Consider the following 23,659-nt stretch of genomic DNA (forward strand, 5'->3'; position numbering starts at 1 on the left):
TCCCAACAGTTGTTTGAATTTGGAAAACACGGTGCGGCGCCCACCTCACGCAGGCAAGTGGAAAGCGCCCGCCTTTGACGTGGCGTCCGGGATATCGTTCCCTCTGGGACGCAAGGAGACGCGTGATGTCGATGACGGTGCGGGCGCTGACGCCCACGATCGGGGCGGTGGTCGAGGGCCTGGACCTCTCGCAGGGCGTATCGGCAGACTTGGCCGGCGCGCTCCGCGCCGAACTCTTGAAGCATCAGGTCCTGTTCTTCGAAGACCAGCACCTGACGCCCGTTCAGCACCGCGACTTCGCCGCCCGCTTCGGCGAATTGCACACTCATCCGCTCTATCCCGGCGTGCCCGAGGCGCCTGAGCTGTTCATTCTGGACAACCACAAGGACAACCCGACCGACAACGACAGCTGGCACACTGACGTCACCTTCATCGAGACCCCGCCGATGGGCTCGATCCTCTATGCCAAGAGCCTGCCGGCCAGCGGAGGCGACACGATCTGGGCGAACATGAAGGCCGCCTATGAGGCGTTGTCGCCGTCGTTCCGCGGCTATCTGGAAGGCCTCGACGCCGTGCACGACTTCGCCCGCGGATTTCCGCAGCGCGGCATCGTCGCCAATGCGGCCGGGGCGGAGAAGCACGCGAAGGCGATGGCCGAGCACCCGCCCGTGCTGCACCCGGTGGTTCGCACCCATCCCGAGACCGGCGAGGACGCGCTGTTCGTGAACTTCGGCTTCACCGAGCGGCTCAAGGGCCTGCGGCGAAAGGAAAGCGACGCGATACTGGGCATGCTGTTCGAGCATGTGACCAAACCCGAGTTTCAGGTCCGCTTCCGTTGGAGTCCGAACGCTATCGCCTTCTGGGACAACCGGATCACCCAGCATTACGCGGTCAACGACTACCTGCCGCACCGTCGGATCATGAACCGCGCCACGATCCTCGGCGACCGCCCCTATCACCACTCGCGAAAGCCCGCGCAGGCGTTGGCGGCCGAGTAGGACTCGGCTTGGCGTCGCGCCGGATCGGCATCCGATCTAGGCGTTCAACGCCGCTTCCGTGGCTTCCATCTCGTCGCGAATCCAATCGTGGCCGCTGGTCACCATCACGCCTTCCAGCGCAGTGATGTGGCCGCGCAGACGGTCGCGGATGTCCTTGGGCACGTCGTCCCGGGTGGCGATCCACCGGGCGATCTGATGGACCGCGAAGGCGCTGTGCAGGGCCAGACGATCACGATCGTCGTCGGAGAGCTTCATTGGCGGGCTCCGTAGTTGCAGGCCCACCATAGCACGGGCCGAGCGCTTCTGCTGAGGCGTCGACGCTACCCGACAACGGCCAGCGTGGGCGGCCTGGGCAGCCCCAGGCGCTCGGCGACGCGGTCCTGGAACCAGGCCACGCCCTGCTCGTGCTTCGGCGAGAGGACCCCGCCCTGATAGACGCCGGCCTCGAGGTTGCGCTGCACCTTCTCGCAGATCTGCAGGTCCTGGACGGTGACCAGGTCGGAGAACTCGAACAGCGCCGGCAGCTCATGGGCGCAGGCCGGGTCAAAGAAGTAGAAGTAGTCCAGCCGGGTGTGAGCCGGGCCCACGGCCGTCATCCGTTCGACCATGTAGCCGTGCCGATAGACATTGATCGCCAGGTTCGGCCACAGCCACACCCATAGGCCACCGTAGACGGACGCATCGCGCAGCGGCGCATGGGCGAAGATCACCTCGTCCTCGATCTCCGTCCGGTACTCGGCCACCACGACGTCCCCGTCGAACTCGGGGTGCACGCTCTTGATGTGATAGCCCTCGAGATAGTTCTCGACGTAGGCCTTCCAGTTGCAGCGGATGTCGTGGCGGCGCGCCTCCACCAGCGGGAATGACGACTGCTCGTCGGCCCAGCGACGCGCCAGCGGCGCCATCAGGTCGGCCAGCGGCCGGGCGTCCAGGTCCTGGTTCACGAAGATCAGGCCGCGCCAGGTCTCGAGCCGCACGGGGTAGAGGCCGTACTCGCGGGGGTCGAAGCCTGGCAGGACGCCGAAGTCGACCGCGCTGCGCAGGCGCCCGTCCAGGGCGTACTTCCAGCCGTGGTAGCGGCACGTGAAGGCGTCGCCGCAGTGGCCGGCGCCGTCGGCCACCAGAGCGCCGGCCCGGTGGCGGCAGACATTGTGGAAGCCGGCCAACTCGCCATCGCCCTTGCGCACCACGACAACCGGCGCGCCGCCCAGAACGTCGGCCAGGTAGTCGCCGGGGGCGGGCAGTTGGCGCTCGTGGCCGATGAACTGCCAGCTTGGCCGGATCACGCGCTGGCGGTCGGTCCGCAGGGCCTCGTCGCCGCGATAGAGTTCGACCGGGAGCATAGCGCCGCCTCCGCTGGATCGCGCGCCCTTTAGCGCCGACGCAGCCAAAGATACAGCAGGCCTGCGGCACCCAGCGGCACGACGGCCAGGGCCAGCTCCAGGGGCTTGGCCTGGGCGATCAGGGCCAGCGAGCAGGCGATGGCGGCTGCCGCGGTCGCGATGGCCCAGGTGCGCCTGCCCCCCTCGAACCGACCCGCCAGCCGGATCAGGGAAACGCCGGCCAGGATGTAGCAGTACAGCGCCAGCAGCACCGCCATGTTGGCCAGCGTGCCGAACTGTTCGCCGATGGTGGGCGTCGCCGTCAGCGCGGCGATCAGGCTCATCAGGACGCCGGCGGCCAGCAGGTTGATCTCGGAGGCGCGCTCGCCTGGACGGGTCCGGAAGATGGCGGGGAACGCGCCGGCGTCGGCGCCGCTGCGGGTGGTCTCGGCGGTGACCAGGGTCCAGCCGGTCAGGCACCCGGCGGCGCGGAGCAGCGCGCACACCGCGATCACCGCGCCGAGGCCGAGGCCGAGGACGCTGCGGGCTGCGTCGGCGAACGGGGCGGTCGAGCTGGCCAGTTCGGCGCCCGGGATGATGCCCATCACGACGGAGGTGGCCGCGATGTAGAGCACCGCCACCCCGCCCACGCCCACCAGGGTGGCGCGAGGCACGTTGCGGACGGGGTCGCGGACGACGCCGGCGGCGGCGGCGGCGCACTCCAGGCCGAGGAAGGCCCAGAACGCGGTCAACGCCGAACGGCCGATGGCTTCGCCGAAGCCAAGGCCCTGCGGGTTCCAGGCGTCGAGGAACACCTGCGGCTGGAACCAAAGCCAGCCGCCGATCGCCGCGGCCGCCACGGGCAGCAGGCCGACGCCCAGGGTCAGCCCCTCCATACGGGCGACGGCGCGGGGGCCGATCCAGCTGATCGCGACGGCCATCCAGAGGACGACCAGGGTGGCGCCCAATCGGGGGCCGGCCTCGTTGAGGCCCGGCACGAGGTAGGCCCCCGCGCCGACGACGGCGAGCGCGACCGCCACGTTGCCGATCCAGCAGAGCGTCCAGAACGCCACGGTGGTCTGCACGCCGAAGAACTGGCCCAGGCCGGCCTGGACGTAGGCGCCCATCCCCGTGGCCTCAGGCGCCGCCTGCGAGAGCCAGGCGAACAGGCCGGCGATGGCCAGGGCGGCAAGCGTGGCGGCCCCCCAGCCCAGGATCGAGATCGAGCCCACGGCGCCGAAGGTGGCCGGAAGGAGGTACACGCCCGAGCCGACCATCGAGCCCGCCACGAGGGCCGCGGCCCCCATGACGCCGACCTTGCCGTGGTGGGACGGGACGTTCGCCTGCGCCGCTGCCGCTTCCGCCATCAAATCGCCCCCGGGACTCAGGTGACTATGGAAGGTCCCCGACGGGCTTGACAGTCCAATTTACACGCGTAACGTCGGGAGCTTGCTACGCGCGTAAGATCCGAAGAACCCACACATGTCGAAAATCTCCGGCGCCGAGAGCCACATCATGGAAGCCCTATGGACCCGGGGGCCGCTCACCGCCGAGGAGCTGGTGCAGTCGGTGGGCCGGGAACAGGCGTGGGGCGAGGCCACCGTCAAGACGCTGATCAACCGCCTCCTGAAGAAGAAGGCGCTGAAGTCCGAGCGCTCGGGGGGCCGCGCGCTCTACCAGGCGCTGGTCAGCCGCGAGGAGTACGTCACCGGCGAAAGCCAGGGTCTGCTCGACCGCCTGTTCGGCGGCCAGCTGGCCCCGCTCGTCGCCCACTATGCCCAGCACCGTGCGCTGTCGCCCGCCGAGGTGGCCCGGCTGAAGAAGCTGATCGCGGAGCTGGACGACGATGGCCAGTAGCCTCGAGGCGATCTTCGGCCCCGAGCCCGGCGCCTTCCTCGCCAGCGCGTTCGTGCTGGCGAATGTGGTGGGCGGCGTGGCGGTCGCAGCCGTCGCCATCCTGCGGCTGCCGATCCGGCGGCTGATCGGTCCCAGCGCGGCCTACAATCTCTGGATCCTGCCCCCGCTGGCCGCCGCAGCCACGCCGGTCGCTATTTTGGTCTCCCACGCCAACACGCCCGTCGGGGCGCTGTTCGACCTGCCCGCCGCCGCCACGGTGCTGGGCGGGGTCTGGGCGCTGGGCGCGCTGGCGCTGGCGTTGATCTTCGCCGTGGCGCAGGCGCAGTTCATGGCCGAGGTGCGCGCCGGTCGCGCCGGCCCCGCCGTGGTCGGGCTGATCTATCCGCGCATCGTGCTGCCTTCCGAGGACAGCGGCTACACGGCCCCGGAACGCGACCTGATCCGGGCGCACGAACGCGAGCACGTGGCGCGCAAGGACCCCCGCGCCGCTGCGGCGGCCGCCCTGCTCCAGTGCCTGTGCTGGTTCAACCCTCTGGTCCATCTGGCCGCCTACCTGGTGCGGCTGGACCAGGAACTGGCCTGCGATGCGGCGGTGATCCGCAGCCGGCCGCAGGCGCGCGGGCTCTACGCCCAAACGTTGCTCAAGACCCAGCTGGCGCACACGCCCCTGCCCTTCGGCTGCTACTGGCCCGCCCGCGGCCTGCACCCGCTGGAGGTGCGGATCGGCCTGCTCAAGCGCCGGTCGGGCCAGCCCGGGCGCGGCGACGGCTCCGCCGTGGTCAGCGCCACCGTCGAGTCCATCCGTCCCTAGACGGCCGATCCCGCCCGAATTCGGACCAGCTGCGCCATAAATCCGCCGTCACGCAGGTCGCCCGATTGTGACCTTGCAACGTCGCTTGACAGCGGAATTTACATGCGTAACTTCACATCAGGCTACGCATGTAAGACGCAGCTCATCGCGGAGTTGGACGCCGATGGCGAGTGATATCCTGGCGGCGATCATCCGGGCCAACCTGGTCGGGGCCCTGGCGATCCTGGTGGTGCTGGCGTTGCGGCTGCCCATGCGTCGCCGCTTCGGCCCCGAACTGGCTTACGGCCTCTGGGCCATCCCGCCGATCGCGTTCGTCGCCACCCTGATGCCGCCGCCGGTGCTGCTGGACGATCCGGCGGCCGACCCCTTCGCCCTGGCGCAGGATCACTCGGCCCTGGCGATGGCGCTGTGGGTGTCCGGGCTGGCGCTGGCCGTCGCGCTGTTCGCCCGCGCCCAGATGAAGTTCATGGCCGCCGCCCGCATGGGCTGCGCCGGACCGTCGGTGGTGGGCGTGGTCAACCCGCGGATCATCATGCCCCGCGACGAGGGCGCCTATTCCGCCGAGGAGCGCGAGCTGATCCGCGCCCACGAGCGCCAGCACATCGCCCGCGCCGATCCCCGCGCCGGCGCCCTCGCCACCGCGTTCCAGGCGATCTGCTGGTTCAACCCGCTGGTCCACGTGGCCGCCCACCTGATGCGGCTGGATCAGGAGCTGGCCTGCGACGCCGGCGTCCTGCGCGCCCGCCCGCACGACCGCGCCCTCTATGCCCGCACCCTGCTGAAGACCCAGCTCGCGACCCAGGCCCTGCCCTTCGGCTGCCACTGGCCCGCCGCCGCGCCGCATCCGCTGGAGGTGCGGGTGGTGACCCTGGCCCGGCCGGTCAGCCATGACGGGATCACGGGCCCGGTCCTGCTGGGCGTCGCGATCGTCACCGCCGCCCTGATGGCCTGGAACGCCCAGCCGCCCGGCGAGAAGCATCCGCCGCCGGTCATCGTCTTCCTCGAGCAGCAGGCGAAACGCCCCGTCTCGGTGATGCTGGTCGACGCCCCGCGCCGCCCGACCGCGCAGCCCTAAGCCCGACTTCGGAGGCCTCCCGTGAAGACCCTGCCCTGCCGGGCGCGACGGCTCGCGCCTGCGATCCTGCTCGTCCCTGTCATGCTGGTTCTGGCCGCCTGCAGCGCGCCCCAGCGCCAGTCGCGGCTGACCGACCTGCAGGCCGACGTCGACCCACCTGAGCTTTGGCGCGTCGAGAGCCTCGACCATAGGGGCGTCGTCAACGGCGCTCTGGACGTATGCGTCGACCAGTCAATGCGCGACGGCTTCGCCCGGGCGGACGCCGAGATCTGGGGACGCCCCTGCCTGCCGCATCGCGACGCGGTGGACACGCCCAACCTCTACGCCGTGCGCTGCGAGATCGACGGCCGCCGCTTCGGCCTGACGCTCAACCGCAGCGGCGACCTGCGCCGCGACTTCACAGCCGCCTTCTCGCTGACGGCGCTGGACGGAAGCGGCGCGACGGCCAAGCAGGTGCGGCGCTTCCGGCGCGAGGGCGCGTGCCCTGCCGGCTGGATCATCGGAGATCAGGCCCGGGTCGGCAGCGCCAAAGGCGTGAACGCGCTGGCCGGGACCTGGAGCGGCATGGGGCGCAGCGAATGATCGGTCTTAACCTCACCTGGTCCTTCGGCGGTTGAAGGTCGCCACGTCAGCCCGCTACCGTGCGCGCAACAAGCAAGCGGGAGAAAACGATGCCGGAAGCCATTCTCGACCCCGAGCTGCCGATCGTCGATCCGCACCACCACCTGTGGGACCGCAGCATGGCGCCCCGGCCCACGGGCCCGCAGCATCCGTTCACCACCGCCATCGAGCCGGCCCAGCGCTACCTGCTGGACGAGCTGCTGGCCGACACCGGCAGCGGCCACAACGTGATCGCCACGGTCTTCCTGGAGTGCGGCGCCTTCTACAAGGCCGACGGCCCGGTCGAGCTGCGGCCGGTGGGCGAGACCGAGTTCGTGAACGGCGTCGCCGCCATGAGCGCCAGCGGCCTGTACGGGCCGACCCGCGCGTGCGCCGGCATCGTCAGCCGCGCCGACCTGACCTTGGGCGATGGCGTGAAAGCGGTGCTGGAGGCGCATGACCGCGCGGGCGGCGGGCGCTTCCGCGGCATCCGCAACAGCGCCTCGTGGGACGCCGATCCCGAGGTGCTGGGCCCGCTCAATCGCATGCAGGCCGGCCACTATCTGCGCGACGATTTCCGCGCGGGGTTCAGGCACCTCGCGCCCATGGGCTTCTCGTTCGACGCCTGGATGCTGGAGCCGCAGCTGCCCGACCTGATCGACCTGGCTCGCGCCTTCCCCGACACCACCATCGTGCTCGACCACGTGGGCACCCCGATCGGCCGCGGCGCCTACACCGGCAAGCTGGACGAACGCTTCGGGATCTGGCGCGACAACATCCGTGAGCTGGCCAAGTCGCCCAACGTGGTGGTCAAGCTGGGCGGCCTGGCCATGGCCTTCTGCAACTTCCCCTCGTTCCTGGCCGAGCCGCGGGTCCCGTCGGAACAGCTGGCGAAGGAGTGGGGCCCGTACATCGAGACCTGCATCGAAGCCTTCGGCGCCGATCGCTGCATGTTCGAGTCGAACTTCCCGGTCGACATGGGCAGCTGCACCTACGCGGTGCTGTGGAACGCCTTCAAACGCATCGCCGCGGGCGCCTCGGCCGACGAGAAGACGGCGCTGTTCTCGGGCACCGCGACGAAGGTGTATCGGCTGGAGCTCTGAGGCGCGCCAGCGCCCCCTCCACCGCTTCGCGGTCCCCCTCCCCCATTGGCATGGGGGAGGAACTGATGCGGAAAGATCGCCCCCCAGTTCCTCACCCGCTTGCGGGGGAGGGGGACCGCGAAGCGGTGGAGGGGGCGCTACGGCCGGGGCTTGGCGTTGCTCCACTTGGGCGCCGGCGCGACGTAGTTGCGGAACGCCTCCAGCGCCGGCTCTGTCGCGTCGGCGTAGATCAGCATGTCGACGTACTGCTGCCCGATGAACCCGCTGTCGGCCATCTTCTGGATCGTCTGAGCCATCAGGTCGTAATAGCCGCTGGTGTTCACGAACCCGCACGGCTTGGCGTGGATGCCCAGCAGCGCCCAGGTCCACTGCTCGAAGATCTCCTCGAACGTGCCGGGGCCGCCCGGGAGGCACAGAAACGCGTCCGACAGATCGGCCATCTTCAGCTTGCGTTCGTGCATCGATTTCACGACGTGCAGCTCGGTCAGGCCCCGATGCGCGATCTCGGCGTTGACCAGATCCTCCGGCATCACGCCCAGCACGCGACCGCCCGCAGCCAACGCCGCGTCGGCCACGGCGCCCATCAATCCGGTCTTGCCGCCGCCATAGACCAGGGTCAGTCCGGCCTGCGCGATGGCGGTCCCGCAAAGGACCGCTTCCTGCATGAATTTCGGGTCCGCTCCAGGCGATGACCCACAGAAAACACAGATGTTCTTCAAGTCAGCGCCTGACTGCAGAGCTGTGGCGAAAGGGTCGCTCCCTTATTCCGAATACCAGCGTGTGTCACGACCGCTGGTCTAACGGAAATTCCGCGGCTACAACTTCTGTACGGCTCGTCAGGGCGATTAGCCGGGCGCATCCCCATGGGCGGCGCGGGACTTCTATTTGCGGTTAGGTTTCGACGAATGGCGAGCGGCACGGTTAAGTGGTTCAACACGGCTAAAGGCTTCGGTTTCATCCAACCTGACGATGGCGGCGCAGACGTCTTCGTTCACATTTCGGCTCTGAATCAAGCAGGCCTCGACAGCCTCAACGAGGGCGACAAGGTCGCCTACGAACTCGAGCAGGATCGGCGCTCGGGCAAGCTGGCGGCGACCGGCATCGTGGTCACCGAGGCGGGCGCCCCTGCGCCGCGTCGCTCGGGCGGCTTCGGCGGCGGCGGTGACCGCGGCGGCTACGGCGGCGGTGGCGGCGGCGGCTACGGCGGCGGCGGTCGTGACCGCGGCTTCGGCGGCGGCGGCGGCTTCGGCGGCGGCGGCGGCGGTCGTGACCGCGGCGCCGTGATGGGCTCCGGCTCGGGCGAAGTGAAGTGGTTCAACCCCACCAAGGGCTTCGGTTTCATCAAGCCTGAGGGTGGCGGCCAGGACATCTTCGTCCACATCTCGGCGGTCGAGCAGGCCGGCCTGTCGGGCCTCAACGAAGGCCAGCGGGTCAACTTCGACCTCGAGCAGGACCGTCGTTCGGGCAAGACCTCCGCGACCAACCTGAAGGTCTCGGGCTAACGCTCCTGGGGGCCTGCTCCAGCGGGCCCCCGTTCAGCCCCGGCTGAACCGCAACGCCCCTACGGCGTTGAGAACGCTCCAAGCGAGAAACCTCGTGGAGCGTTGATTGTGCGTCCCTTTCTCAGCATCGCCGCCTGTAGCCTGATCGCTGCGCCGGGCGCCGCCATGGCGCAAACCCTGCCGCTTTCCGAGCCGCCGCATCCCGCGGTCCTGGCGCCCACGCCCACGCTGGCGCCGACCCGACCCGCGCCCGACGCGGTCACCGTCCCGCCGCCGCCGGCGCCCGAAGCCGGCGCAGCGCCTCCCCAACTCGAGCCGCCCACGACCGTCCCCCCGGTGATCGTGGCCAAGGAGGACAAGGGCGGCGGGGCCAAGACCGTGGTCGGCACGACGGCCCTTGGCGTCGCCGGCGGCCTCGCGGGCGCGGCGGTGGCCGGACCCGTCGGCAAGTTCGCCGGCGGCTTCATCTTCAAGCGCGTCGCCCAGGGCCTGTTCGGCGACAAGGACAAGACGCCCGAGCTGACAGTGATCCCCCAGACGCCGGCGGCCGCCGACTCCGCCATGCCGGCCGCTGACCGCGTAGCCGACGAGCGCTAGGGCCGAACCGGCGATGGCCGCGCGATCCCGCCCCCCGGCAGCTTCGCCACATAGGGCCCGAAGCGCACATCCGGGGTCATGTAGTCGGTGGAGACATACTGCGCCCCCGAAGCGAAGGCGGCGGCCTGCCGCGAGGTGTCGTTCGTGCGGGCTTCGCGGGTGTCGGCGTCGGCGCGGGTGCGCACGATGAGCCCCGCCTTGATCGCCGCCGCGATCCGGGCGGCCTGCTCCTTGGGCTCGTTCAGCGTGATGTAGCCGGCGGCCGGCGACGTCTCGTCGACGTTCACGAAGGCCGCGCGCCCTTCCAGCACCTTGCGATCCCCGCGGTAGCGGGCGACCTGGTCGGGCGGGCAATCGAGCGCGATCATCACCTTGCCGCGCGCGGCCTTCAGCGACGGCCAGGCGCCGGCCGCGGCGGCCTCGCGCAGGGTGGCGTGTTTGCCCTGCACCTTGTCGGGCGTGATCAGATCGATCTCCGGAAACACGGATCGGATCTCGGCGTCGACGAGGTCCATGGCCTTGGCGTCGAACAGCGGCGCCTTGATCGCGCCGGGCATCGAGGGGCCGCCTTCCTTCAGGTTCAGCAGGATGATCAGCGGAACGTGGTCGCGATGCCTGAGCGACCAGGCGCGGACTTCCTTCAGGCACTGGACGAACAGCGGACAGGTCACACGGTAGTCGACGGAGGGCTCGTGGATCACCTTCAGGCCCCGCTGGCGGTAGGGCGTAAAGTCGTAGGGCTCGGCCTTGGCGCCGGCCATCTTGAAGCCCAGCGGCGCGGCGTAGAGGCCGGTGTCGGGGTCGTAAACGATGTCGATTTCCAGTTGCCGGGCGCCGGCGTCCAGCTGCTGGGTCAGCGGCGGGTGGCTGTAGTCGATCGCGTCGGCTTCCTTGGGGTTGATCGCGCGGATCATCGCAAGTTCGTTCGGCGCGATGGCCATCTTGTAGCTGTTGTGGGTGCCGATCGCCTGCATGGCGTTCATCGGCAGGGCGTCGACGGCGGCCCGCGTACAGCCGGGCTGGCCCGAGGGCTTCTCCAGGTCGCAGGCGGCGGAGACAGCGGCGGCGGCGATCAGGGCGGCGAGCATACGTCGTTCCTAGCGGAGGGTTCGCGACGCTAGCGTGACGCCCACGTCCAGGGAACGCGTTCCGGCGCCGGGTCCGGTGGAACGCTGTCTTAAGGCTGGCCCGTCATTGTGGCGAGCGAAGGAAGCCTCTTGTCCACACCCCACAGATTCCTCGGCTTCGGCTTTGCTGCGGCCGACCTGCTTCTCGAGATTCGCCTCGACGGTCGGGTCGGCCTCGCCCTGGGCGCCGGCGAGGCTGCGCTGGGTGTCCCGGACACAAAGCTGGCCGGCCGGTCCTGGCGCAGCCTTATCGACGCCGCCGATCACCCGATGGTCGAAGCGCTGTTCGCAGGTCTGGACGATGGCGCTCGCGCCGGGCCGGTCGTGGTGGGCGTCGAAGGATCGGCGGACAGGTTCGCCGCCCTCTCGGCCATCCGCCTGCCGCAGAACCAGGGCGCGATCTCGTGCGGCGTCGCCCGCGCGCGGGGTCCCCGTGTGGTCGGGTTGCAGGATCGCGAGGCCTTCGCGAGCCGCGCCGCCGAGCTTTTGGCGGGCGCGTCCCAGGATCTGGAACTGGCCTTCGTCGATCTCGGCGGTCTCGGCGCCGCCGCGGCGGCCGGGGCGCCACAGCATTTCGAAGCCTTCGTCGCAGGCGCGCTGCGGGCGCAGGCCTACCTGGGCGAAGCGCCGACCGCGGTGGGCCAGGACCGCTACGCCCTGCTCCGCGGACGCGACGAGCCGACATCGGCCATGCTCGGCAGGCTGACCCGATGGCTGTCCGATGCGGGCCTGAACGACGTGGCGCCGGCCGTGGCCGCCATGCCGCTCACCGGGGCGGTGCGGCCGCGGCAGATGGCGCAGGCGCTCCGCTTCACCCTGGACCAGGTGCTGAAGGACGGCTTTGCCCGGCCCCTGCCAGACAACCTGGCCGCGGCGCTGGAGCAGGCGATGGAGGCGGCGCTGAGCCGCAGCGGGGCGTTGGGCGCCGCGATCCGCCACCGCCGCTTCACACTGGCCTACCAGCCGGTGGTGGCGCTGGCCGGCGGCGCGCTGCACCACCACGAGGTGCTGGTCCGCTTCGGCACGAACGGCAGCCCGTTCCCCGCCATCCGCATGGCCGAGGAGATGGATCTGATCCAGGCGCTGGACGGCGCCGTGCTGGAAGAGACGCTGGCGGTGCTCAGCAAGGACCCCGCGCTGAGGCTGGCCGTCAATGTGTCGGGGCGCAGCATCATGAGCGAAGGATACGTCGCCCGCGCGACCGACCTGTTGCGCGATCGGCCCTGGGCCCGGGGCCGCCTGATGTTCGAGGTGACGGAAAGCGCCGCCATCGAGGACCTGGCCCTGGCCGACCGGCACGTGCAGGCGCTGCGCGGGGCGGGTTGCGACGTCTGCCTCGACGACTTCGGCGCGGGCGCCGCCTCGCTGGCCTACCTGCAGCAACTCACGCTGGACGTGGTCAAGATCGACGGCCGCTATATCCGCGACCTGCAGCACGGCGGGCGCGAGGCGACGTTCGTGCGCCACCTCGTGAACATGTGCCGCGAGCTCAAGGTCAGGACGGTCGCCGAGATGGTGGAGACGCCCGAGGCCGAGAACGCCGTGCGCCGGGCGGGCGTGGACTATGCCCAGGGATGGCTCTACGGCCGCGCCACGGCGACGCCGATTCAGGACGTGAGCTTTGCGAAGGGCGTGGTTCGCGAAGCGTCCTGAAACCTCACGGCTTCGTGAGACGCGCGCCGCAGATTTCCGGGCGTAGAGTTTTGCCACAGGGCGGCGTCTGACCGGCCCAGAGTTCCGGTCGCCGACCGTCCATAACCGCGCGCAAGGGCGGCTCGACACTCCCGCGAGACGGGGCGCCCTGAGCGCCCTCGGTGATGGGAGAACGTGACCATGGCAATCCGAGAAAAGGGGTCGGTTCGGGCGCTTGCGCTCGTCGGCCCCACGAGCTCCGGCAAGACCGCCCTGATGGAGGCCCTGCTGGAAGCCGCGACCGGTCAGGCGGTGCGGCCCGGCGAGGTGGGAGACTCCAGTCCCGAAGCCAGGGCGCGCGGACACTCGGTCGAGCTGAACATCGCCGGCTTCGATTTCATGGGCGACCACTATGTCGTCGTCGACTGCCCCGGATCCCTTGAGTTCTGCGCCGAGATCGATCCGGCGCTCCCGGCCGTGGACCTGGCCATCGTGGTGGCGGAGCCCGACCCGGCCAAGGCCGTGCTTCTGCAGCCCACCCTGCGCGAGCTGGAGCGGCTGGGCGTGCCGCACGCGCTCTTCATCAACAAGATGGACCACGCCCACGGCGCCTTGCAGGACCTGCTGGACGCGCTGGCCCCCGTCTCGTCGGCGCCGCTGGTGGCGCGGCAGATCCCGACGTGGAGCGGCGACAAGGTCACCGGCTACATCGACCTGGCCCTGGAGCGGTGCTTCGTCTACCGGCCCGGCAAGCCATCCGAGCAGGTCGAGATCCCCTCCGACCTGCAGAAGGAGGAAGCCGACGCGCGCTTCCACATGCTGGAGCAGATGGCCGACTTCGACGACGCGCTGATGGAACAGCTGTTGTCCGACATGACGCCCAGCCGCGACGTGGTCTTCACCGACCTGGTCAAGGAGATGAACGACGGCCTGATCGTGCCGGTGTTCTTCGGCTCGGCGCAGAACGGGTTCGGCGTCCGCCGCCTGCTGAAGGCGCTGCGCCACGAGACGCCGCCGACCGAGATGGCGGCCAACCGCCTGGGGATCACCTCCGGCGCCTACGTGCTGAAGGCGGCTTATGCGGGCCAGTCCGGCAAGCTGGCCTATGCGCGGGTGTTCGGCGGCAAGCTGGCGGACGGGGCCGAGTTCGTGCTGCCCGACGGGACGCGCAGCCGCGCCGGCGGGCTCAGCCAGGTGCAGGGCTCGGCGCTGAAGAAGCTGGGCGAGGCGCCAGTTGGTGACATCTGCGCGATCGGCAAGGTCGAGCAGGCGGCGGCGGGGCAGATCCTGTCCACCACCGGCCAGCCGCAGGCGGTGCGGGCGCAGGCCCGGGCCCGTCGGCCGCTGTTCGCCGTGGCGCTGTCGGCGAAGAACCGCAGCGACGACGTCCGCCTGTCCGGGGCCCTCAACAAGCTGATCGAGGAGGACACCGGCCTGTCGCTGACCCACGACGCCGAGCAGCGCCAGGTGCTGCTATCGGGCCAGGGCGAGGGCCACGTGCGCCTCGCGCTGGAGCGGTTGAAGCGGCGGTTCGGGGTCGACATCGACGCGGTCCAGCCCCGGACGCCCTATCGCGAGACGCTGGCCCGCGGCGTCCAGCAGCGGTCGCGGCACAAGAAGCAGTCGGGCGGCCACGGCCAGTTCGCCGACATCACGGTGGAGGTGAAGCCCCTGCCCCGCGGCTCAGGCTTCGTGTTCACCTCGAAGGTGGTGGGCGGCGCCGTGCCGAAGCAGTGGATCCCGGCGGTCGAGATGGGCGTTCGCGACGGCCTGGCCAAGGGGCCCAAGGGCTTCCCGGTCACCGACCTGGAGGTCACCCTGCTGGACGGTCAGACCCACAGCGTCGACTCCTCGGAAATGGCGTTCCGCACCGTGGGGCGCCTGGCGATCGAGGAGGCGATGGCCCAGACGGGCACCATCCTGCTCGAGCCGATCGAGAAGCTGACAGTGTTCTCGCCGACGCCCAGCGCCAGCCACGTGACCTCGGCCCTGACGGCCCGGCGCGGCCAGATCCTGGGGCTGGCGCCCCGCGAGGACTGGCGCGGCTGGGAGCGCATCGAGGCCTACCTGCCGCAGAGCGAACGGCAGGGACTGATCGCCGAGCTGCGCGGCCTGACCCAGGGCCTGGGGGCGTTCGAGGCCGACTTCGACCACATGAGCGAGCTCCACGGCAGGCTGGCGGACGAGGCGTCGCAGGGCACGCGGGCTTCCCTTCCTTAATGGGGAGGGACGGATCGCGAAGCGATCAGGGTGGGGAAGTGTCGATCCTCCCCACCCTCGGAGCTTGGCCCTCACTGCCCCACCCTGGCCGCTGGCGCGGCCTGTCCCTCCCCATTAAGGGAGGGAGAGATGCGCCTGACCCTCACCGCCCTCCTCGTCCGCGACTACGACGAGGCGATCGACTTCTATGTCCGCAAGGTCGGGTTCGACCTGGTGGAGGACACCGACATGGGCGGGGGAAAGCGGTGGGTCGTGGTGCGGCCGCCGGGATCGGAGGGCGGCCTGCTGCTGGCCCGGGCGTCGGGCGATCAGGCGCGGGTGGTAGGCGACCAGGGCGGCGGGCGGGTCTGGCTGTTCCTGCACACCGACGACTTCGGCCGCGACCAGGGGAGGATGGCCGCGGCCGGCGTCCGGTTCCTGGAGACCCCCCGCCACGAGCCCTACGGGACCGTGGCGGTGTTCGAGGACCTCTACGGGAACAAGTGGGACCTCATTCAGCCGGCTGCGGCTGGGGGATGAGTGCATCGTCGATCTGTGCGGCGCGCACCGCGGCCGGGCGGGCGTCCAGGCGCGCGACATAGTCTTCGAACACCGGCCGCTTCTCGATCGTGCCGAAGCCCATGCCCCAGCCGAGGTGGGCGCCGATGTACAGGTCGGCGGCGGTGAAGCTGTCACCGACGAGGAATTCGCGGCCCTTGAGCGCGCCCTCCAGCGTGTTCAGCACATCGGCGGCGCAGCCGAAGCCGACCATCATCCGCTGGTCCTCGGGCACCTCGAGCTTCAGGGCGGCGAACGACGCCATCTGCTCGACGGGACCGGCGCCGAAGAAGAGCCAGCGATAGTAGGGTCCGCGATCCCTGCTGCCCGGCGCCGGCGCCAGGTTGGCCTGCGGGAAGGCGTCGGCCAGGTAGGCGCAGATGGCGGCGCTCTCGGTCACCACCGCGCCGCCATGGACGATGGCCGGCACCTTGCCCATCGGGTTGATGGCCAGGAACTCGGGGCTCTTGGTCGCCCCGCTCTCCCACGTGAGGATCCGGGTCTCGTAGGGCTGGCCCACTTCCTCGAGCATCCAGCGGATGATGCGGCCGCGCGACATGGGATTGGTGTAGAAGACGAGGTCGGACATGGGGGGACTCCTTGTGGACCGGCACTAAACGCCCGGCCTGCTGACAGGGCCATGTCAGCAGCGTCGCTCAGGCGGCAGCCGACGCACGCGGGGCGGCGCGGCGGATGTAGAGCTCGGCCGCCAGCAGGTTGGGGATCCAGCTGATCCAGGCGGTCGCCACGTAGATCTGCTCGAACGTCAGCCCCGACATGACCCCGATCGGCAGGTAGAGCCGCAGCGTCACGGCGGCGAAGGTCAGCGAGAACGAGCGGATCATCCAGCGGCGGTGAGCGTCGAACCGACGCGCCCGCGCGGTCAGCCAGCCCTGGGCGGTGGTGTAGATCCACGCCGGCGCCAGCAGGCCGAAGCCCACGGCCGCCACGGGCCCCGCCGTGGTCCCGAACGCCAGGATAAAGCCCGCCGCGCCGCCGGCGATGCAGCTCGTGGCGTAGATGCGGCCCAGCCAGCGGTGCAGCGTGCGCCGCCGCCGGACGGCCGGCAGGAACTGGAAGGCGCCGACCATCAGCGCCGTGCCCGCGCCGCCCGCATGAAGGGCCAGCCAGGGCCGGGCGAAGAGGTTGCCGAAGATGGCGGGCGACAGGTGCTGGATCTGGGGCGCGAAGTACCAGGCGTAGCCGGCCACGCCCACGCTGAGGAAGGCGAGCAGGCCCCAGCCCGTCCACGGAAGGATGCGCGTCATCGGTCGGTCTCTCGTTGGCGTCGATGCGCCAGGGGTGGCCGGGCGGCGGCGGCGCGCCAAGGGGCCGATGCGCGAGCGGCGCCACGGCTTCGCGAACGGATGCGCCATTTCCGTCAGTCGTGGCAGGATCGCGCGAACGACTCAGGCCGCCTTCGAGCCCTGCATGACCGACCTCCCGGCCCGCCGCCTTTCCGCCGACAGCCGCCTTCGCCGGTTCGCGGCCGAGGTCGCGCTGTGGGTGGCGATCGGCGTGGTGATGGCGATCCTGGGACCGTTCGGCTCGTCCGAGCGTTCGCTGGGCGAGCGGCTGATCTACTGGCAGGTCTGCATGGTGGGCGGCGGCTTCATCGGCATCGCCATCGACGCGCCGGTCCGCCGGCGGATCGGTCACTTCTGGCTACGGCTGGGCGTGGTCAGCGTGGCGATGACGCCGTTCGTGACCCTGCTGGTGGGCCTGACCAACCACTACCTGGGCCACATGCGGCCGACCGCCGCCAACTTCGTCGAGCCCACGTTCCAGGTGTTCGTCGTCTGCTTCGCGGTGATGTGCCTGCGCCAGCTGGCCTGGGCCGAGCCGGTGGTGGTGGTCGCAACCCCCGAGGCGCCCGAGGACCCGCTGGCCGCCTTCCGCCAACGCCTGTCGGCCAAGCGGCGCGGGGCGGCGCTGATCGCGGTGGAGGCCGAGGATCACTACCTGCGCGTCCATACAGACGCGGGCGACGAACTGATCACCGCCCGCTTCGGCGACGCCCTGGCCGAACTCCGGGACGCGCCCGGCTTCCAGACCCACCGCTCGTGGTGGGTCGCCGCCGACGCCATCGACGAGGTGACGTGGCGGCGCGGCCGCGGCGAGGCGAAGCTGAAGTGCGGGCTCACCGTGCCCATCAGCCGGAGCAACGCTGGGCCGTTGAAGGCGGCGGGGTGGTTCTGAGGGGACATTTCCCTCCCCTCTGGGGAGGGACAGGCCGCGCATTGGCCAGGGTGGGGAGGTGTCGATCCTGCCCGACGTCCGCGCTTTGGCCCACACTCCCCCACCCTGACGGCTTCGCCGTCTGTCCCTCCCCCGAGGGGAGGGAGACTCACGCGGCGGCCGCCAGTTCGGGCGCGGGCAGCCGCGGGCCGGTCGTTGGCCGCGTCGGCGTCCTGGGCCGCCTGCGCGCGGGCCGCGATGAGGAAGAGACTTGGCCATACGCTCTGCCTCCGGGTCCAACACCTGCGTGCGCCGGTTCGACGGCGCCGCCCTCTCCCGGCCTCTCCCACGGCGCTGCCGCGCCTGGGAGAGGAGCGAAGGGGGTCTAGAGCCGCGACGTCTCGATCTTGGTGTCCGCCCGCTTCCACGCCTCGGCGAGGTCGGCCTTGGCCTGCGTGGCGTCCTTGCCCTGGGCTTCCAGGGCTTTCACCAGGCCGGCCAGGGCCCAGCCGTCTCGGCGGTAGTGGTGGAGGCTGTCGTGGTAGACGTGTTCGGCCTCGGCGGGTTTGCCAGCCTCCAGGAGGGCGGCGCCGAGGAGATGGGCCACCGGGCGGTGCCAGTAGGCGGGTTCGGTGTAGGGGAGCGCGCGTTCGAGTTGCTGGGCGCGTCTGAAGTGTTCGACGGCGGCGGTCAGGTCGCCGGACTTGCGGGCGATCTCGCCGTCGACGCTGGCCAGGGCCACGGGGATCATGGCCTCGGCGGGGACGTTGAAAGCCACGTACTTGTCGAACCTGATCTTCTGCAGCGCCGCGATGCGGGCGCGCGAGGCGCGGGCGCCCTTCAGGTCGCCAGTGTTGGCCTGGGCGAAGGCGCGGGCGTAGAGCCACATGGCGGTGTCGAGTTCGAGGGCCCTGTCGGGCGCGGGCTCGGCCAGGATCTCCTTCCACTTGCCGAAGCGCAGCAGCGTGACCACCGGGGTGAAGTTGTAGAGCTCGGCGATCGACATCTGCTTGGACAGGTTGGGCGCGTCGACGGCTTTGACGAGGCGGCGCGAGGCGTCGATGGCGGCCTGGTAGCGACCCTCCATCTCGGCCGAGGTCCAGAGGAAGTGGATGTTGTGGCCGTAGTAGGCGGCCGGATAGAAGCCCTGGGCCTTGCAGGCGGCGATGTAGTTCTCGTCGGCGACAGCGGCGACCTCGTTGGCGGCCGCGGCGTCGGCGTAGCGGCCCACGCGGTAGTAGATGTGGCTGGGCATGTGGACGATGTGGCCAGCGCCCGGCATCAGCTTCAGCAGCCGGTCGGCGGCGGGCTCGGCGCGCTCGGGCGTGGTCGAGGCCTCGACGGCGTGGATGTAGAGGTGCAGCGCGCCGGGGTGGTTGGGCGCCTTGGCCAGGACGTCTTCCAGGGTGGCGACGATCTGGGCGCCGTGGCCCTTGGGCGTGACGCCATCGGCGGCCCAGTAGTCCCAGGGCTGGGTGTCCATCATGGCTTCGGCCCAGAGCGTCTGGGCGTCGAGGTCGTCGGGGTAGGCGCGGGCCAGGTCGCCCATGGCCTGGGCGAAGGCCTCGTTGAGGGCGGCGCGGTCGGCGGTCTTGCTCTGAGCGTATCGCTTGGCCAGCGCGGCGATCCAGGCCTGTTCGCGAGGCGTCGTCTTCGGCGCCAGCGCCTGGGCGTTCTGCACGGCCAGCCAGGCGGGGCCGACGGCGTCGTCCTGCATCGGCAGGTTGATGTTGGGGCCCAGCGCGAAGGCCACGCCCCACCAGCACATGGCGCAGCTCGGATCGAGGCGGGCGCCCTCGCGGAACGAGCGGATCGCCTCGGCGTGGTTGAACCCGAAGACCAGGTTGACCCCCTGGTCGAAGAACTTCTGCGCCTCGGCGTTGGCGGTGACCGGCATGTGGAAGACGCCCAGGCCGGCGAACACCGGGGCGCCCGGCTTGTCGGCCTGGCCGCCGTAGATGGACGGCATGGGCGGCAGGCCCATGCTCATGGGACCCATGCCCTGGGGGCCCATCTTCGACATGTCGTGCGGCTGGGCCGTGGCGGCCGTGGCCCACAGGCTGGACGCCAGCAGGACGGGGGCGGCCCACGTCGCAACGATGGGGGCGATCTTCGAGTTCATCGCAGAGTCCTCGCGAAAGTCATCGGCGCGCAGCCTGAGCCCAAGCGGCGCCTTTCGCTAGTGTACTCCTGGCCGGGTCGTCCGGAGGCGCCTCAGGCGCGAAGATCTGCGATCGCGCCGGGGACGTAGGCCGCGGGCTGGACCTGTTGCGTCGGCGAAGCGCCCTGGGCGAGCGCGCCGCTCAGCTGCACGGCCGGGCCACGGTCGGGCCTGGCCTCGTCGGCCTGAGGCGCCTCTTTCGGCCTGGCCGGATCGACGCCCTTCTTGGCGAGCTCCACGTCCGAGCAGTTGCGGCAGACGTAGCCGTTGACGATTTCCATCGACATGCGGCCACGCTGACACGGGCGCGGTTAAGCGCGGGTTTGCGCCTTCAGCCCATCCAGGAAGCCCACGATGGCGGCGTTGAACGCCTCGGGCCTGTCGATGTTGGCCGCGTGGCCGGCGCCCTCGATGACGGCCTTCTTCGCGCCGGGGATCTTGGCGGCCATGTAGTCGCTGGCGGCCAGGAACGGCGCGTCCTCCGAGCCCACCACCACGAGGGACGGCACGCGGATGTCGGGCAGCGACAGGATCACGCCGGCGTCGCGCTGGGTGAGCATGCCGCGGGCCGCCAGCGCGAGGCCCTTGGCGCTGCGGTGGCGCGCCAGGCGGCGTTCGGGACTGCCCGCTTCCAGGCCATTCAGGCCCTCGGTCTCGTAGCGCTGGGCGGTCTTGAGCGACGTGCGGTTCCAGCCCTCGCGGGCCTCGTCGTTCTTGTAGCCGGGGCCGGTGTCGATGATCAGCAGCGCCTCGGTCCGCTCGCGGTGAACGCGGTGGAAAGCCAGCGACATGTAACCGCCCAGCGAGAGGCCGCCGATGATCGCGCTGGCGGCGCCGACCGTGTCGAGCAGCGCGGCCATGTCGGCCACGGTCGCCGGCTCGGAATAGAGGGCCGGATCATCGGGGCTGTCGGACTGGCCGTGGCCGCGCATGTCCCAGATCACCAGCCGGTGGTCCTTCGACAGGGCGGCGACCTGGCCCTGCCACATCTGGGAGGTGGCCGAGTAGCCGTGGGTGAGGAGGATGGTGGGACCGGAACCGTGGACCTCGTAGTAGAGGTTCACGCCGTCGGGACGCTGGAGCATGGGCATCAGGCGACCTCCGCCGCATTGCGCGCGCCTTGGGCGCGGGTCACGGCCTTGAGGATGCCGTCGACGAGGGTGTCGAAGAGGGCCGGCGGGAAGTCGTGACCCATGCCGGGGATCACCACCAGCTCGGCGCCGGGGATGTTCGCGACGGTGTCCTGGCCGCCCGTCAGCGGCACCAGCGGGTCGTCGGCGCCATGGAGGACGACGGTGGGCGCCGTGATGGTGGCCAGCTTGGGCCGGCGGTCCGGCGAGGCCGCGGCGGCGGCGTACTGGCGCTGGAAGCCGGCGGGCGAGTAGCTGCGGTTGAAGTCGTTGCGGATGCGCAGCCTGGTCTCCTCGGGGTCGGGCGGATAGCCCGGCGAGCCGACGGCGAAGGCGCCCTTCACGCTGTGGGCGAGGTAGCCCTCGAAATCGACCAGCGGGTCGGGGCCGCGGTCGTTCAGCACCGCGATGGCCTCGGGCCTGGCCGGCGGCAGGCTGCGGTTGCCCGTGGTGGACATGATCGAGGTGAGCGAAAGGGTGCGCGGGGCGTGATCGGCCGCCACCAGCTGGGCCACCATGCCGCCCAGCGAGGCGCCGACGATGTGCGCGCGTTCGATCTCCAGCGCGTCCAGCAGGCCCACGGCGTCCCTGGCCATGTCGTCCAGCAGATAGGGCACGTCGGGCGTCCGGCCCTCGCTCAGCGCCTTGAACATCGCCGGGAAGTCCGGCGTGCCCTCCAGCTTGGTGGAGAGGCCGACGTCGCGGTTGTCGAAGCGGATGACCCTGAGCCCGCGGGCCGCCAGCTTGTCCACGAAGGCGCTGGGCCAGCGGGTCATCTGGGCGCCCAGACCCATGATCAGCAGCAGCGGATCGCCGTCGTCCGGCCCGGTGACGTCGTACTCGAGCTCGATCCCGTTCGCCTGTGCGCGCGGCATGGCGTCCTCCCTTGTTCGTTGGGAGGCATCGAAGGCCGTTTGCGGGGGGATGTCGAGATAGATGGCCTGAAAGGCGCCCCCCGCTTCGCTGATGCTCAGGCCGCCTTCTGGCTGGCGATCCAGCGGCGGACGTTGGTCTCGACCACCGGCAGGGGCAGCGCGCCGCCGCCCAGGACCACGTCGTGGAACCTGCGGTAGTCGAACTTCGCCCCCAGCTCGCGGCGGCTCTCGTCGCGCAGCTGCTGCAGGCGGATCATGCCGATCTTGTAGCAGGTGGCCTGGCCGGGATTGAGGAAGTAGCGCTGGATCTCGGCGCGGACGGCGGCCTCGGGCTGGGCCGAGTTGGCCAGGAAGTAGGCGACCGCCTGTTCCTCGCTCCAGGCCTTGTGGTGGATGCCGGTGTCGACGACGAGGCGGATCGCCCGCCAGATCTCGCCCGAGAGCCGGCCGAAGTCGTTGTAGGGGTCGACGTCGAAGCCCATCTCCTTGGCCAGCGCCTCGGAGTAGAGCCCCCACCCTTCCGAGAAGGCGGTGTAGCCGTACTGGGTGCGGAACTTCGGCAGCCCGGTGAGCTCCTGGGCGATCGAGATCTGCATGTGATGGCCGGGCAGGCCTTCGTGATAGGCGATGTTCTCCAGCTGGTAACTGGGCATCGCGTTCATGTCGCTGAGGTGCGAGTAGAAGATGCCCGGGCGCGAGCCGTCGGGCGTGCCGGCGAAGTAGTGCTGGGCGGCGCCGGGGATCTCGCGGAACGCCTCGACGCGGCGGACCACCAGGTCGGCCTTGGGCAGGATGCCGAAGTACTCGGGCAGCTTCTTCTTCATGCCCGCCAGATAGGCGTCGGCCTGGGTGAGATACGCCTGGCGGCCCTCGTCGGTGTTGGGGAAGTAGAAGCGCTTGTCGGTGCGCATGAAGACGAAGAACTCGGGCAGCGTGCCCGTGAAGCCCGTCTTGGCCTTGACCACCTCCATCTCGCCGCGGATGCGGGCCACCTCGCGCAGGCCGAGGTCGTGGATCTCGTCGGCCGTCATGTCGGTGGTGGTCTGCAGCTTCAGCATGTCGGCGTAGTAGGCGCGGCCGTTGGGCAGCGCGTGGGCCCCGGCGGCGACCTCGGCCGTCTTCGGCATGTCCTCGTTGAGCCAGGCGACCACGCGGCCGTAGGCCGGCTGCAGCTGGCCGGTCATCGCGTCCGCCGCGGCCTTCACGTAGCCGTCGGCCTGGGCCTGGGTGATCTTGCCGGCGGCGCGCAGGGCCTCGGTCTTGGTCTTGAAGTCGGCGAAGAGCGGCGAGTCCGGCCCGGCGGTGAACGGCGCGCCCTTGGTGACGCGGGCGATGTCGGCCAGGCCCTGCTTGTAGTCGAAGCGCGGCATGCGCACGCCGTCGGCGGCCGCGGCCCTGGCCCGCACCAGCAGGGTGTCCAGCGCCTCGTCGATCCGACCGATGCGGGCGACGTACGCGTCGAGGTCGGACGGCTCGTCCACGCGATGGAAGTTGATCAGGAAGTTCGGCAGGCCGACGTGGGCCGAGCCGCGGGCGAAGACGTAGCGGTGGCGGCGCCACTTGGCGCGCAGCTGCGAGCGCTCCAGCTCCAGCGCCCACATGTCGTACGAGGTGCGGGCCGCGTCATCCAGCTGGGCCGGATCGAACCGGGCCTTCATCTTGGCGACGCTCTGACGGCGCCAGGCCAGCGCTTTGTCGGCCGCCGCCTCGCTGCGGTCGGTGAGCTTGTCGTAGTGCTCCTTGCGGCCCTGGGAGGTCAGCTCCTCGGGGTCCATCTGCAGCTCTTCCTCGTACTGGGCGTCGAGGAAGGCGGTGAGCGCCTTGGACTGTTCGGCGACCTTGGGATCGCGCGACTGGGCCCAGGCGGGGGCGGCCGTGGCCAGGCCCGCCGCGGCGGCGGTGGCGAGGAAGCTGCGGCGGTGGATGGCGTTCAT

General features: G+C 70.5%; 24 protein-coding genes and 1 pseudogene. 13 read left to right on the forward strand and 12 right to left on the reverse strand.

Annotated elements, in window-relative coordinates:
- The first annotated feature begins 125 nt into the window (after nt 1–125).
- Complete coding sequence (gene tauD / locus EPN98_RS16080) at nt 126–998, forward strand: taurine dioxygenase (RefSeq protein ID WP_293363923.1); 873 nt, start codon at nt 126–128, stop codon at nt 996–998.
- 36 nt (nt 999–1,034) lie between these two features.
- Here the strand turns inward: tauD and EPN98_RS16085 are convergent, their stop codons facing one another.
- From EPN98_RS16085 to EPN98_RS16095, 3 genes are all read right to left on the reverse strand, one after another.
- Entirely contained in the window at nt 1,035–1,253 is a 219-nt protein-coding gene (locus EPN98_RS16085) for a hypothetical protein (protein ID WP_293363924.1), read from the reverse strand.
- A 65-nt stretch (nt 1,254–1,318) separates the two neighbouring features.
- On the reverse strand, nt 1,319–2,341 hold the full coding sequence (locus tag EPN98_RS16090) for an SRPBCC family protein (protein WP_293363925.1): 1,023 nt from the start codon (nt 2,339–2,341) through the stop codon (nt 1,319–1,321).
- A gap of 29 nt (nt 2,342–2,370) precedes the next feature.
- Nucleotides 2,371–3,687, reverse strand: coding sequence for an amino acid permease (locus tag EPN98_RS16095; protein ID WP_293363926.1), 1,317 nt, complete (start codon nt 3,685–3,687; stop codon nt 2,371–2,373).
- Nucleotides 3,688–3,802: 115 nt separating this feature from the next.
- Between EPN98_RS16095 and EPN98_RS16100 the strand changes: the two genes are divergently transcribed.
- The 5 genes from EPN98_RS16100 to EPN98_RS16120 all read left to right on the forward strand — a co-directional run bounded on the left by EPN98_RS16100 (nt 3,803) and on the right by EPN98_RS16120 (nt 7,766).
- Nucleotides 3,803–4,177, forward strand: a complete 375-nt coding sequence (locus tag EPN98_RS16100) for a BlaI/MecI/CopY family transcriptional regulator (protein ID WP_293363927.1) — start codon at nt 3,803–3,805, stop codon at nt 4,175–4,177.
- Nucleotides 4,167–4,988 carry a M56 family metallopeptidase gene (locus EPN98_RS16105; protein ID WP_293363928.1) on the forward strand — a complete coding sequence of 274 codons (822 nt, stop codon included), beginning with the start codon at nt 4,167–4,169 and terminating at the stop codon, nt 4,986–4,988. The genes EPN98_RS16100 and EPN98_RS16105 overlap by 11 nt, the downstream gene beginning before the upstream one ends.
- A gap of 163 nt (nt 4,989–5,151) precedes the next feature.
- Nucleotides 5,152–6,063 carry a M56 family metallopeptidase gene (locus EPN98_RS16110; RefSeq protein ID WP_293363929.1) on the forward strand — a complete coding sequence of 304 codons (912 nt, stop codon included), beginning with the start codon at nt 5,152–5,154 and terminating at the stop codon, nt 6,061–6,063.
- Between the two features lie 21 nt (nt 6,064–6,084).
- A complete protein-coding gene (locus EPN98_RS16115; protein ID WP_293363930.1) occupies nt 6,085–6,645 on the forward strand; it encodes a hypothetical protein in 561 nt (186 codons plus the stop codon).
- Nucleotides 6,646–6,734: 89 nt separating this feature from the next.
- On the forward strand, nt 6,735–7,766 hold the full coding sequence (locus tag EPN98_RS16120) for an amidohydrolase family protein (RefSeq protein ID WP_293363931.1): 1,032 nt from the start codon (nt 6,735–6,737) through the stop codon (nt 7,764–7,766).
- 137 nt (nt 7,767–7,903) lie between these two features.
- Here EPN98_RS16120 and EPN98_RS16125 read toward each other — a convergent pair whose 3' ends face one another.
- Nucleotides 7,904–8,485, reverse strand: coding sequence for a TIGR00730 family Rossman fold protein (locus EPN98_RS16125; RefSeq protein WP_293363932.1), 582 nt, complete (start codon nt 8,483–8,485; stop codon nt 7,904–7,906).
- A 144-nt stretch (nt 8,486–8,629) separates the two neighbouring features.
- Between EPN98_RS16125 and EPN98_RS24540 the strand changes: the two are divergent.
- The 3 genes and pseudogenes from EPN98_RS24540 to EPN98_RS16135 all read left to right on the forward strand — a co-directional run.
- Nucleotides 8,630–8,860, forward strand: a pseudogene (locus tag EPN98_RS24540) (cold-shock protein); the annotation flags it as partial.
- 189 nt (nt 8,861–9,049) lie between these two features.
- A complete protein-coding gene (locus tag EPN98_RS24545) occupies nt 9,050–9,268 on the forward strand; it encodes a cold-shock protein (RefSeq protein ID WP_366558486.1) in 219 nt (72 codons plus the stop codon).
- Between the two features lie 108 nt (nt 9,269–9,376).
- Complete coding sequence (locus EPN98_RS16135) at nt 9,377–9,865, forward strand: hypothetical protein (RefSeq protein ID WP_293363934.1); 489 nt, start codon at nt 9,377–9,379, stop codon at nt 9,863–9,865.
- Here the strand turns inward: EPN98_RS16135 and EPN98_RS16140 are convergent.
- Complete coding sequence (locus tag EPN98_RS16140) at nt 9,862–10,953, reverse strand: Ca2+-dependent phosphoinositide-specific phospholipase C (protein WP_293363935.1); 1,092 nt, start codon at nt 10,951–10,953, stop codon at nt 9,862–9,864. The genes EPN98_RS16135 and EPN98_RS16140 overlap by 4 nt on opposite strands.
- 129 nt (nt 10,954–11,082) lie before the next feature.
- On the opposite strand from EPN98_RS16140, the gene EPN98_RS16145 reads away from it, so the two are divergent.
- The 3 genes from EPN98_RS16145 (at nt 11,083) to EPN98_RS16155 (ending at nt 15,363) form a co-directional block, all read left to right on the forward strand.
- Nucleotides 11,083–12,645: an EAL domain-containing protein gene (locus EPN98_RS16145; RefSeq protein ID WP_293363936.1), complete on the forward strand. Its 1,563-nt coding sequence runs from the start codon at nt 11,083–11,085 to the stop codon at nt 12,643–12,645.
- A 180-nt stretch (nt 12,646–12,825) separates the two neighbouring features.
- Complete coding sequence (locus tag EPN98_RS16150; RefSeq protein ID WP_293363937.1) at nt 12,826–14,844, forward strand: elongation factor G; 2,019 nt, start codon at nt 12,826–12,828, stop codon at nt 14,842–14,844.
- Nucleotides 14,845–14,973: 129 nt separating this feature from the next.
- Entirely contained in the window at nt 14,974–15,363 is a 390-nt protein-coding gene (locus EPN98_RS16155; RefSeq protein ID WP_293363938.1) for a VOC family protein, read from the forward strand.
- Here EPN98_RS16155 and EPN98_RS16160 read toward each other — a convergent pair.
- Nucleotides 15,335–15,970 carry a glutathione S-transferase family protein gene (locus EPN98_RS16160; RefSeq protein WP_293363939.1) on the reverse strand — a complete coding sequence of 212 codons (636 nt, stop codon included), beginning with the start codon at nt 15,968–15,970 and terminating at the stop codon, nt 15,335–15,337. The genes EPN98_RS16155 and EPN98_RS16160 overlap by 29 nt on opposite strands.
- A 67-nt stretch (nt 15,971–16,037) precedes the next feature.
- On the reverse strand, nt 16,038–16,649 hold the full coding sequence (locus tag EPN98_RS16165; RefSeq protein ID WP_293363940.1) for a DUF2306 domain-containing protein: 612 nt from the start codon (nt 16,647–16,649) through the stop codon (nt 16,038–16,040).
- A gap of 163 nt (nt 16,650–16,812) precedes the next feature.
- Between EPN98_RS16165 and EPN98_RS16170 the strand changes: the two genes are divergently transcribed.
- Nucleotides 16,813–17,580, forward strand: a complete 768-nt coding sequence (locus EPN98_RS16170) for a LytTR family DNA-binding domain-containing protein (RefSeq protein WP_293363941.1) — start codon at nt 16,813–16,815, stop codon at nt 17,578–17,580.
- Between the two features lie 364 nt (nt 17,581–17,944).
- Here EPN98_RS16170 and EPN98_RS16175 read toward each other — a convergent pair whose 3' ends face one another.
- The 5 genes from EPN98_RS16175 to EPN98_RS16195 form a co-directional block, all read right to left on the reverse strand.
- Nucleotides 17,945–19,681 carry a hypothetical protein gene (locus EPN98_RS16175; RefSeq protein WP_293363942.1) on the reverse strand — a complete coding sequence of 579 codons (1,737 nt, stop codon included), beginning with the start codon at nt 19,679–19,681 and terminating at the stop codon, nt 17,945–17,947.
- Nucleotides 19,682–19,773: 92 nt separating this feature from the next.
- Nucleotides 19,774–20,007, reverse strand: a complete 234-nt coding sequence (locus EPN98_RS16180) for a hypothetical protein (RefSeq protein WP_293363943.1) — start codon at nt 20,005–20,007, stop codon at nt 19,774–19,776.
- 24 nt (nt 20,008–20,031) lie between these two features.
- Nucleotides 20,032–20,811: an alpha/beta fold hydrolase gene (locus tag EPN98_RS16185; RefSeq protein ID WP_293363944.1), complete on the reverse strand. Its 780-nt coding sequence runs from the start codon at nt 20,809–20,811 to the stop codon at nt 20,032–20,034.
- A complete protein-coding gene (locus tag EPN98_RS16190) occupies nt 20,811–21,725 on the reverse strand; it encodes an alpha/beta hydrolase (protein ID WP_293363945.1) in 915 nt (304 codons plus the stop codon). Before EPN98_RS16190 ends, EPN98_RS16185 begins: the two co-directional genes overlap by 1 nt.
- Before the next feature lie 95 nt (nt 21,726–21,820).
- Nucleotides 21,821–23,659, reverse strand: a complete 1,839-nt coding sequence (locus EPN98_RS16195; RefSeq protein ID WP_293363946.1) for a DUF885 family protein — start codon at nt 23,657–23,659, stop codon at nt 21,821–21,823.

The organism is Phenylobacterium sp., from assembly GCF_004299445.1.
Classification (GTDB): domain Bacteria; phylum Pseudomonadota; class Alphaproteobacteria; order Caulobacterales; family Caulobacteraceae; genus Phenylobacterium.

Bases quoted from the DNA above. Each gene is read 5' to 3' on its own strand.
- EPN98_RS16160 (WP_293363939.1), bottom strand. From the start codon at position 15,970: ATGTCCGACCTCGTCTTCTACACCAATCCCATGTCGCGCGGCCGCATC.
- EPN98_RS16175 (WP_293363942.1), bottom strand. From the start codon at position 19,681: ATGAACTCGAAGATCGCCCCCATCGTTGCGACGTGGGCCGCCCCCGTC.
- EPN98_RS24545 (WP_366558486.1), top strand. From the start codon at position 9,050: ATGGGCTCCGGCTCGGGCGAAGTGAAGTGGTTCAACCCCACCAAGGGC.
- EPN98_RS16105 (WP_293363928.1), top strand. From the start codon at position 4,167: ATGGCCAGTAGCCTCGAGGCGATCTTCGGCCCCGAGCCCGGCGCCTTC.
- EPN98_RS16195 (WP_293363946.1), bottom strand. From the start codon at position 23,659: ATGAACGCCATCCACCGCCGCAGCTTCCTCGCCACCGCCGCCGCGGCG.
- EPN98_RS16155 (WP_293363938.1), top strand. From the start codon at position 14,974: ATGCGCCTGACCCTCACCGCCCTCCTCGTCCGCGACTACGACGAGGCG.
- tauD (WP_293363923.1), top strand. From the start codon at position 126: ATGTCGATGACGGTGCGGGCGCTGACGCCCACGATCGGGGCGGTGGTC.
- EPN98_RS16120 (WP_293363931.1), top strand. From the start codon at position 6,735: ATGCCGGAAGCCATTCTCGACCCCGAGCTGCCGATCGTCGATCCGCAC.
- EPN98_RS16185 (WP_293363944.1), bottom strand. From the start codon at position 20,811: ATGCCCATGCTCCAGCGTCCCGACGGCGTGAACCTCTACTACGAGGTC.
- EPN98_RS16090 (WP_293363925.1), bottom strand. From the start codon at position 2,341: ATGCTCCCGGTCGAACTCTATCGCGGCGACGAGGCCCTGCGGACCGAC.
- EPN98_RS16140 (WP_293363935.1), bottom strand. From the start codon at position 10,953: ATGCTCGCCGCCCTGATCGCCGCCGCCGCTGTCTCCGCCGCCTGCGAC.
- EPN98_RS16100 (WP_293363927.1), top strand. From the start codon at position 3,803: ATGTCGAAAATCTCCGGCGCCGAGAGCCACATCATGGAAGCCCTATGG.
- EPN98_RS16150 (WP_293363937.1), top strand. From the start codon at position 12,826: ATGGCAATCCGAGAAAAGGGGTCGGTTCGGGCGCTTGCGCTCGTCGGC.
- EPN98_RS16110 (WP_293363929.1), top strand. From the start codon at position 5,152: ATGGCGAGTGATATCCTGGCGGCGATCATCCGGGCCAACCTGGTCGGG.
- EPN98_RS16170 (WP_293363941.1), top strand. From the start codon at position 16,813: ATGACCGACCTCCCGGCCCGCCGCCTTTCCGCCGACAGCCGCCTTCGC.
- EPN98_RS16165 (WP_293363940.1), bottom strand. From the start codon at position 16,649: ATGACGCGCATCCTTCCGTGGACGGGCTGGGGCCTGCTCGCCTTCCTC.
- EPN98_RS16085 (WP_293363924.1), bottom strand. From the start codon at position 1,253: ATGAAGCTCTCCGACGACGATCGTGATCGTCTGGCCCTGCACAGCGCC.
- EPN98_RS16180 (WP_293363943.1), bottom strand. From the start codon at position 20,007: ATGTCGATGGAAATCGTCAACGGCTACGTCTGCCGCAACTGCTCGGAC.
- EPN98_RS16095 (WP_293363926.1), bottom strand. From the start codon at position 3,687: ATGGCGGAAGCGGCAGCGGCGCAGGCGAACGTCCCGTCCCACCACGGC.
- EPN98_RS16190 (WP_293363945.1), bottom strand. From the start codon at position 21,725: ATGCCGCGCGCACAGGCGAACGGGATCGAGCTCGAGTACGACGTCACC.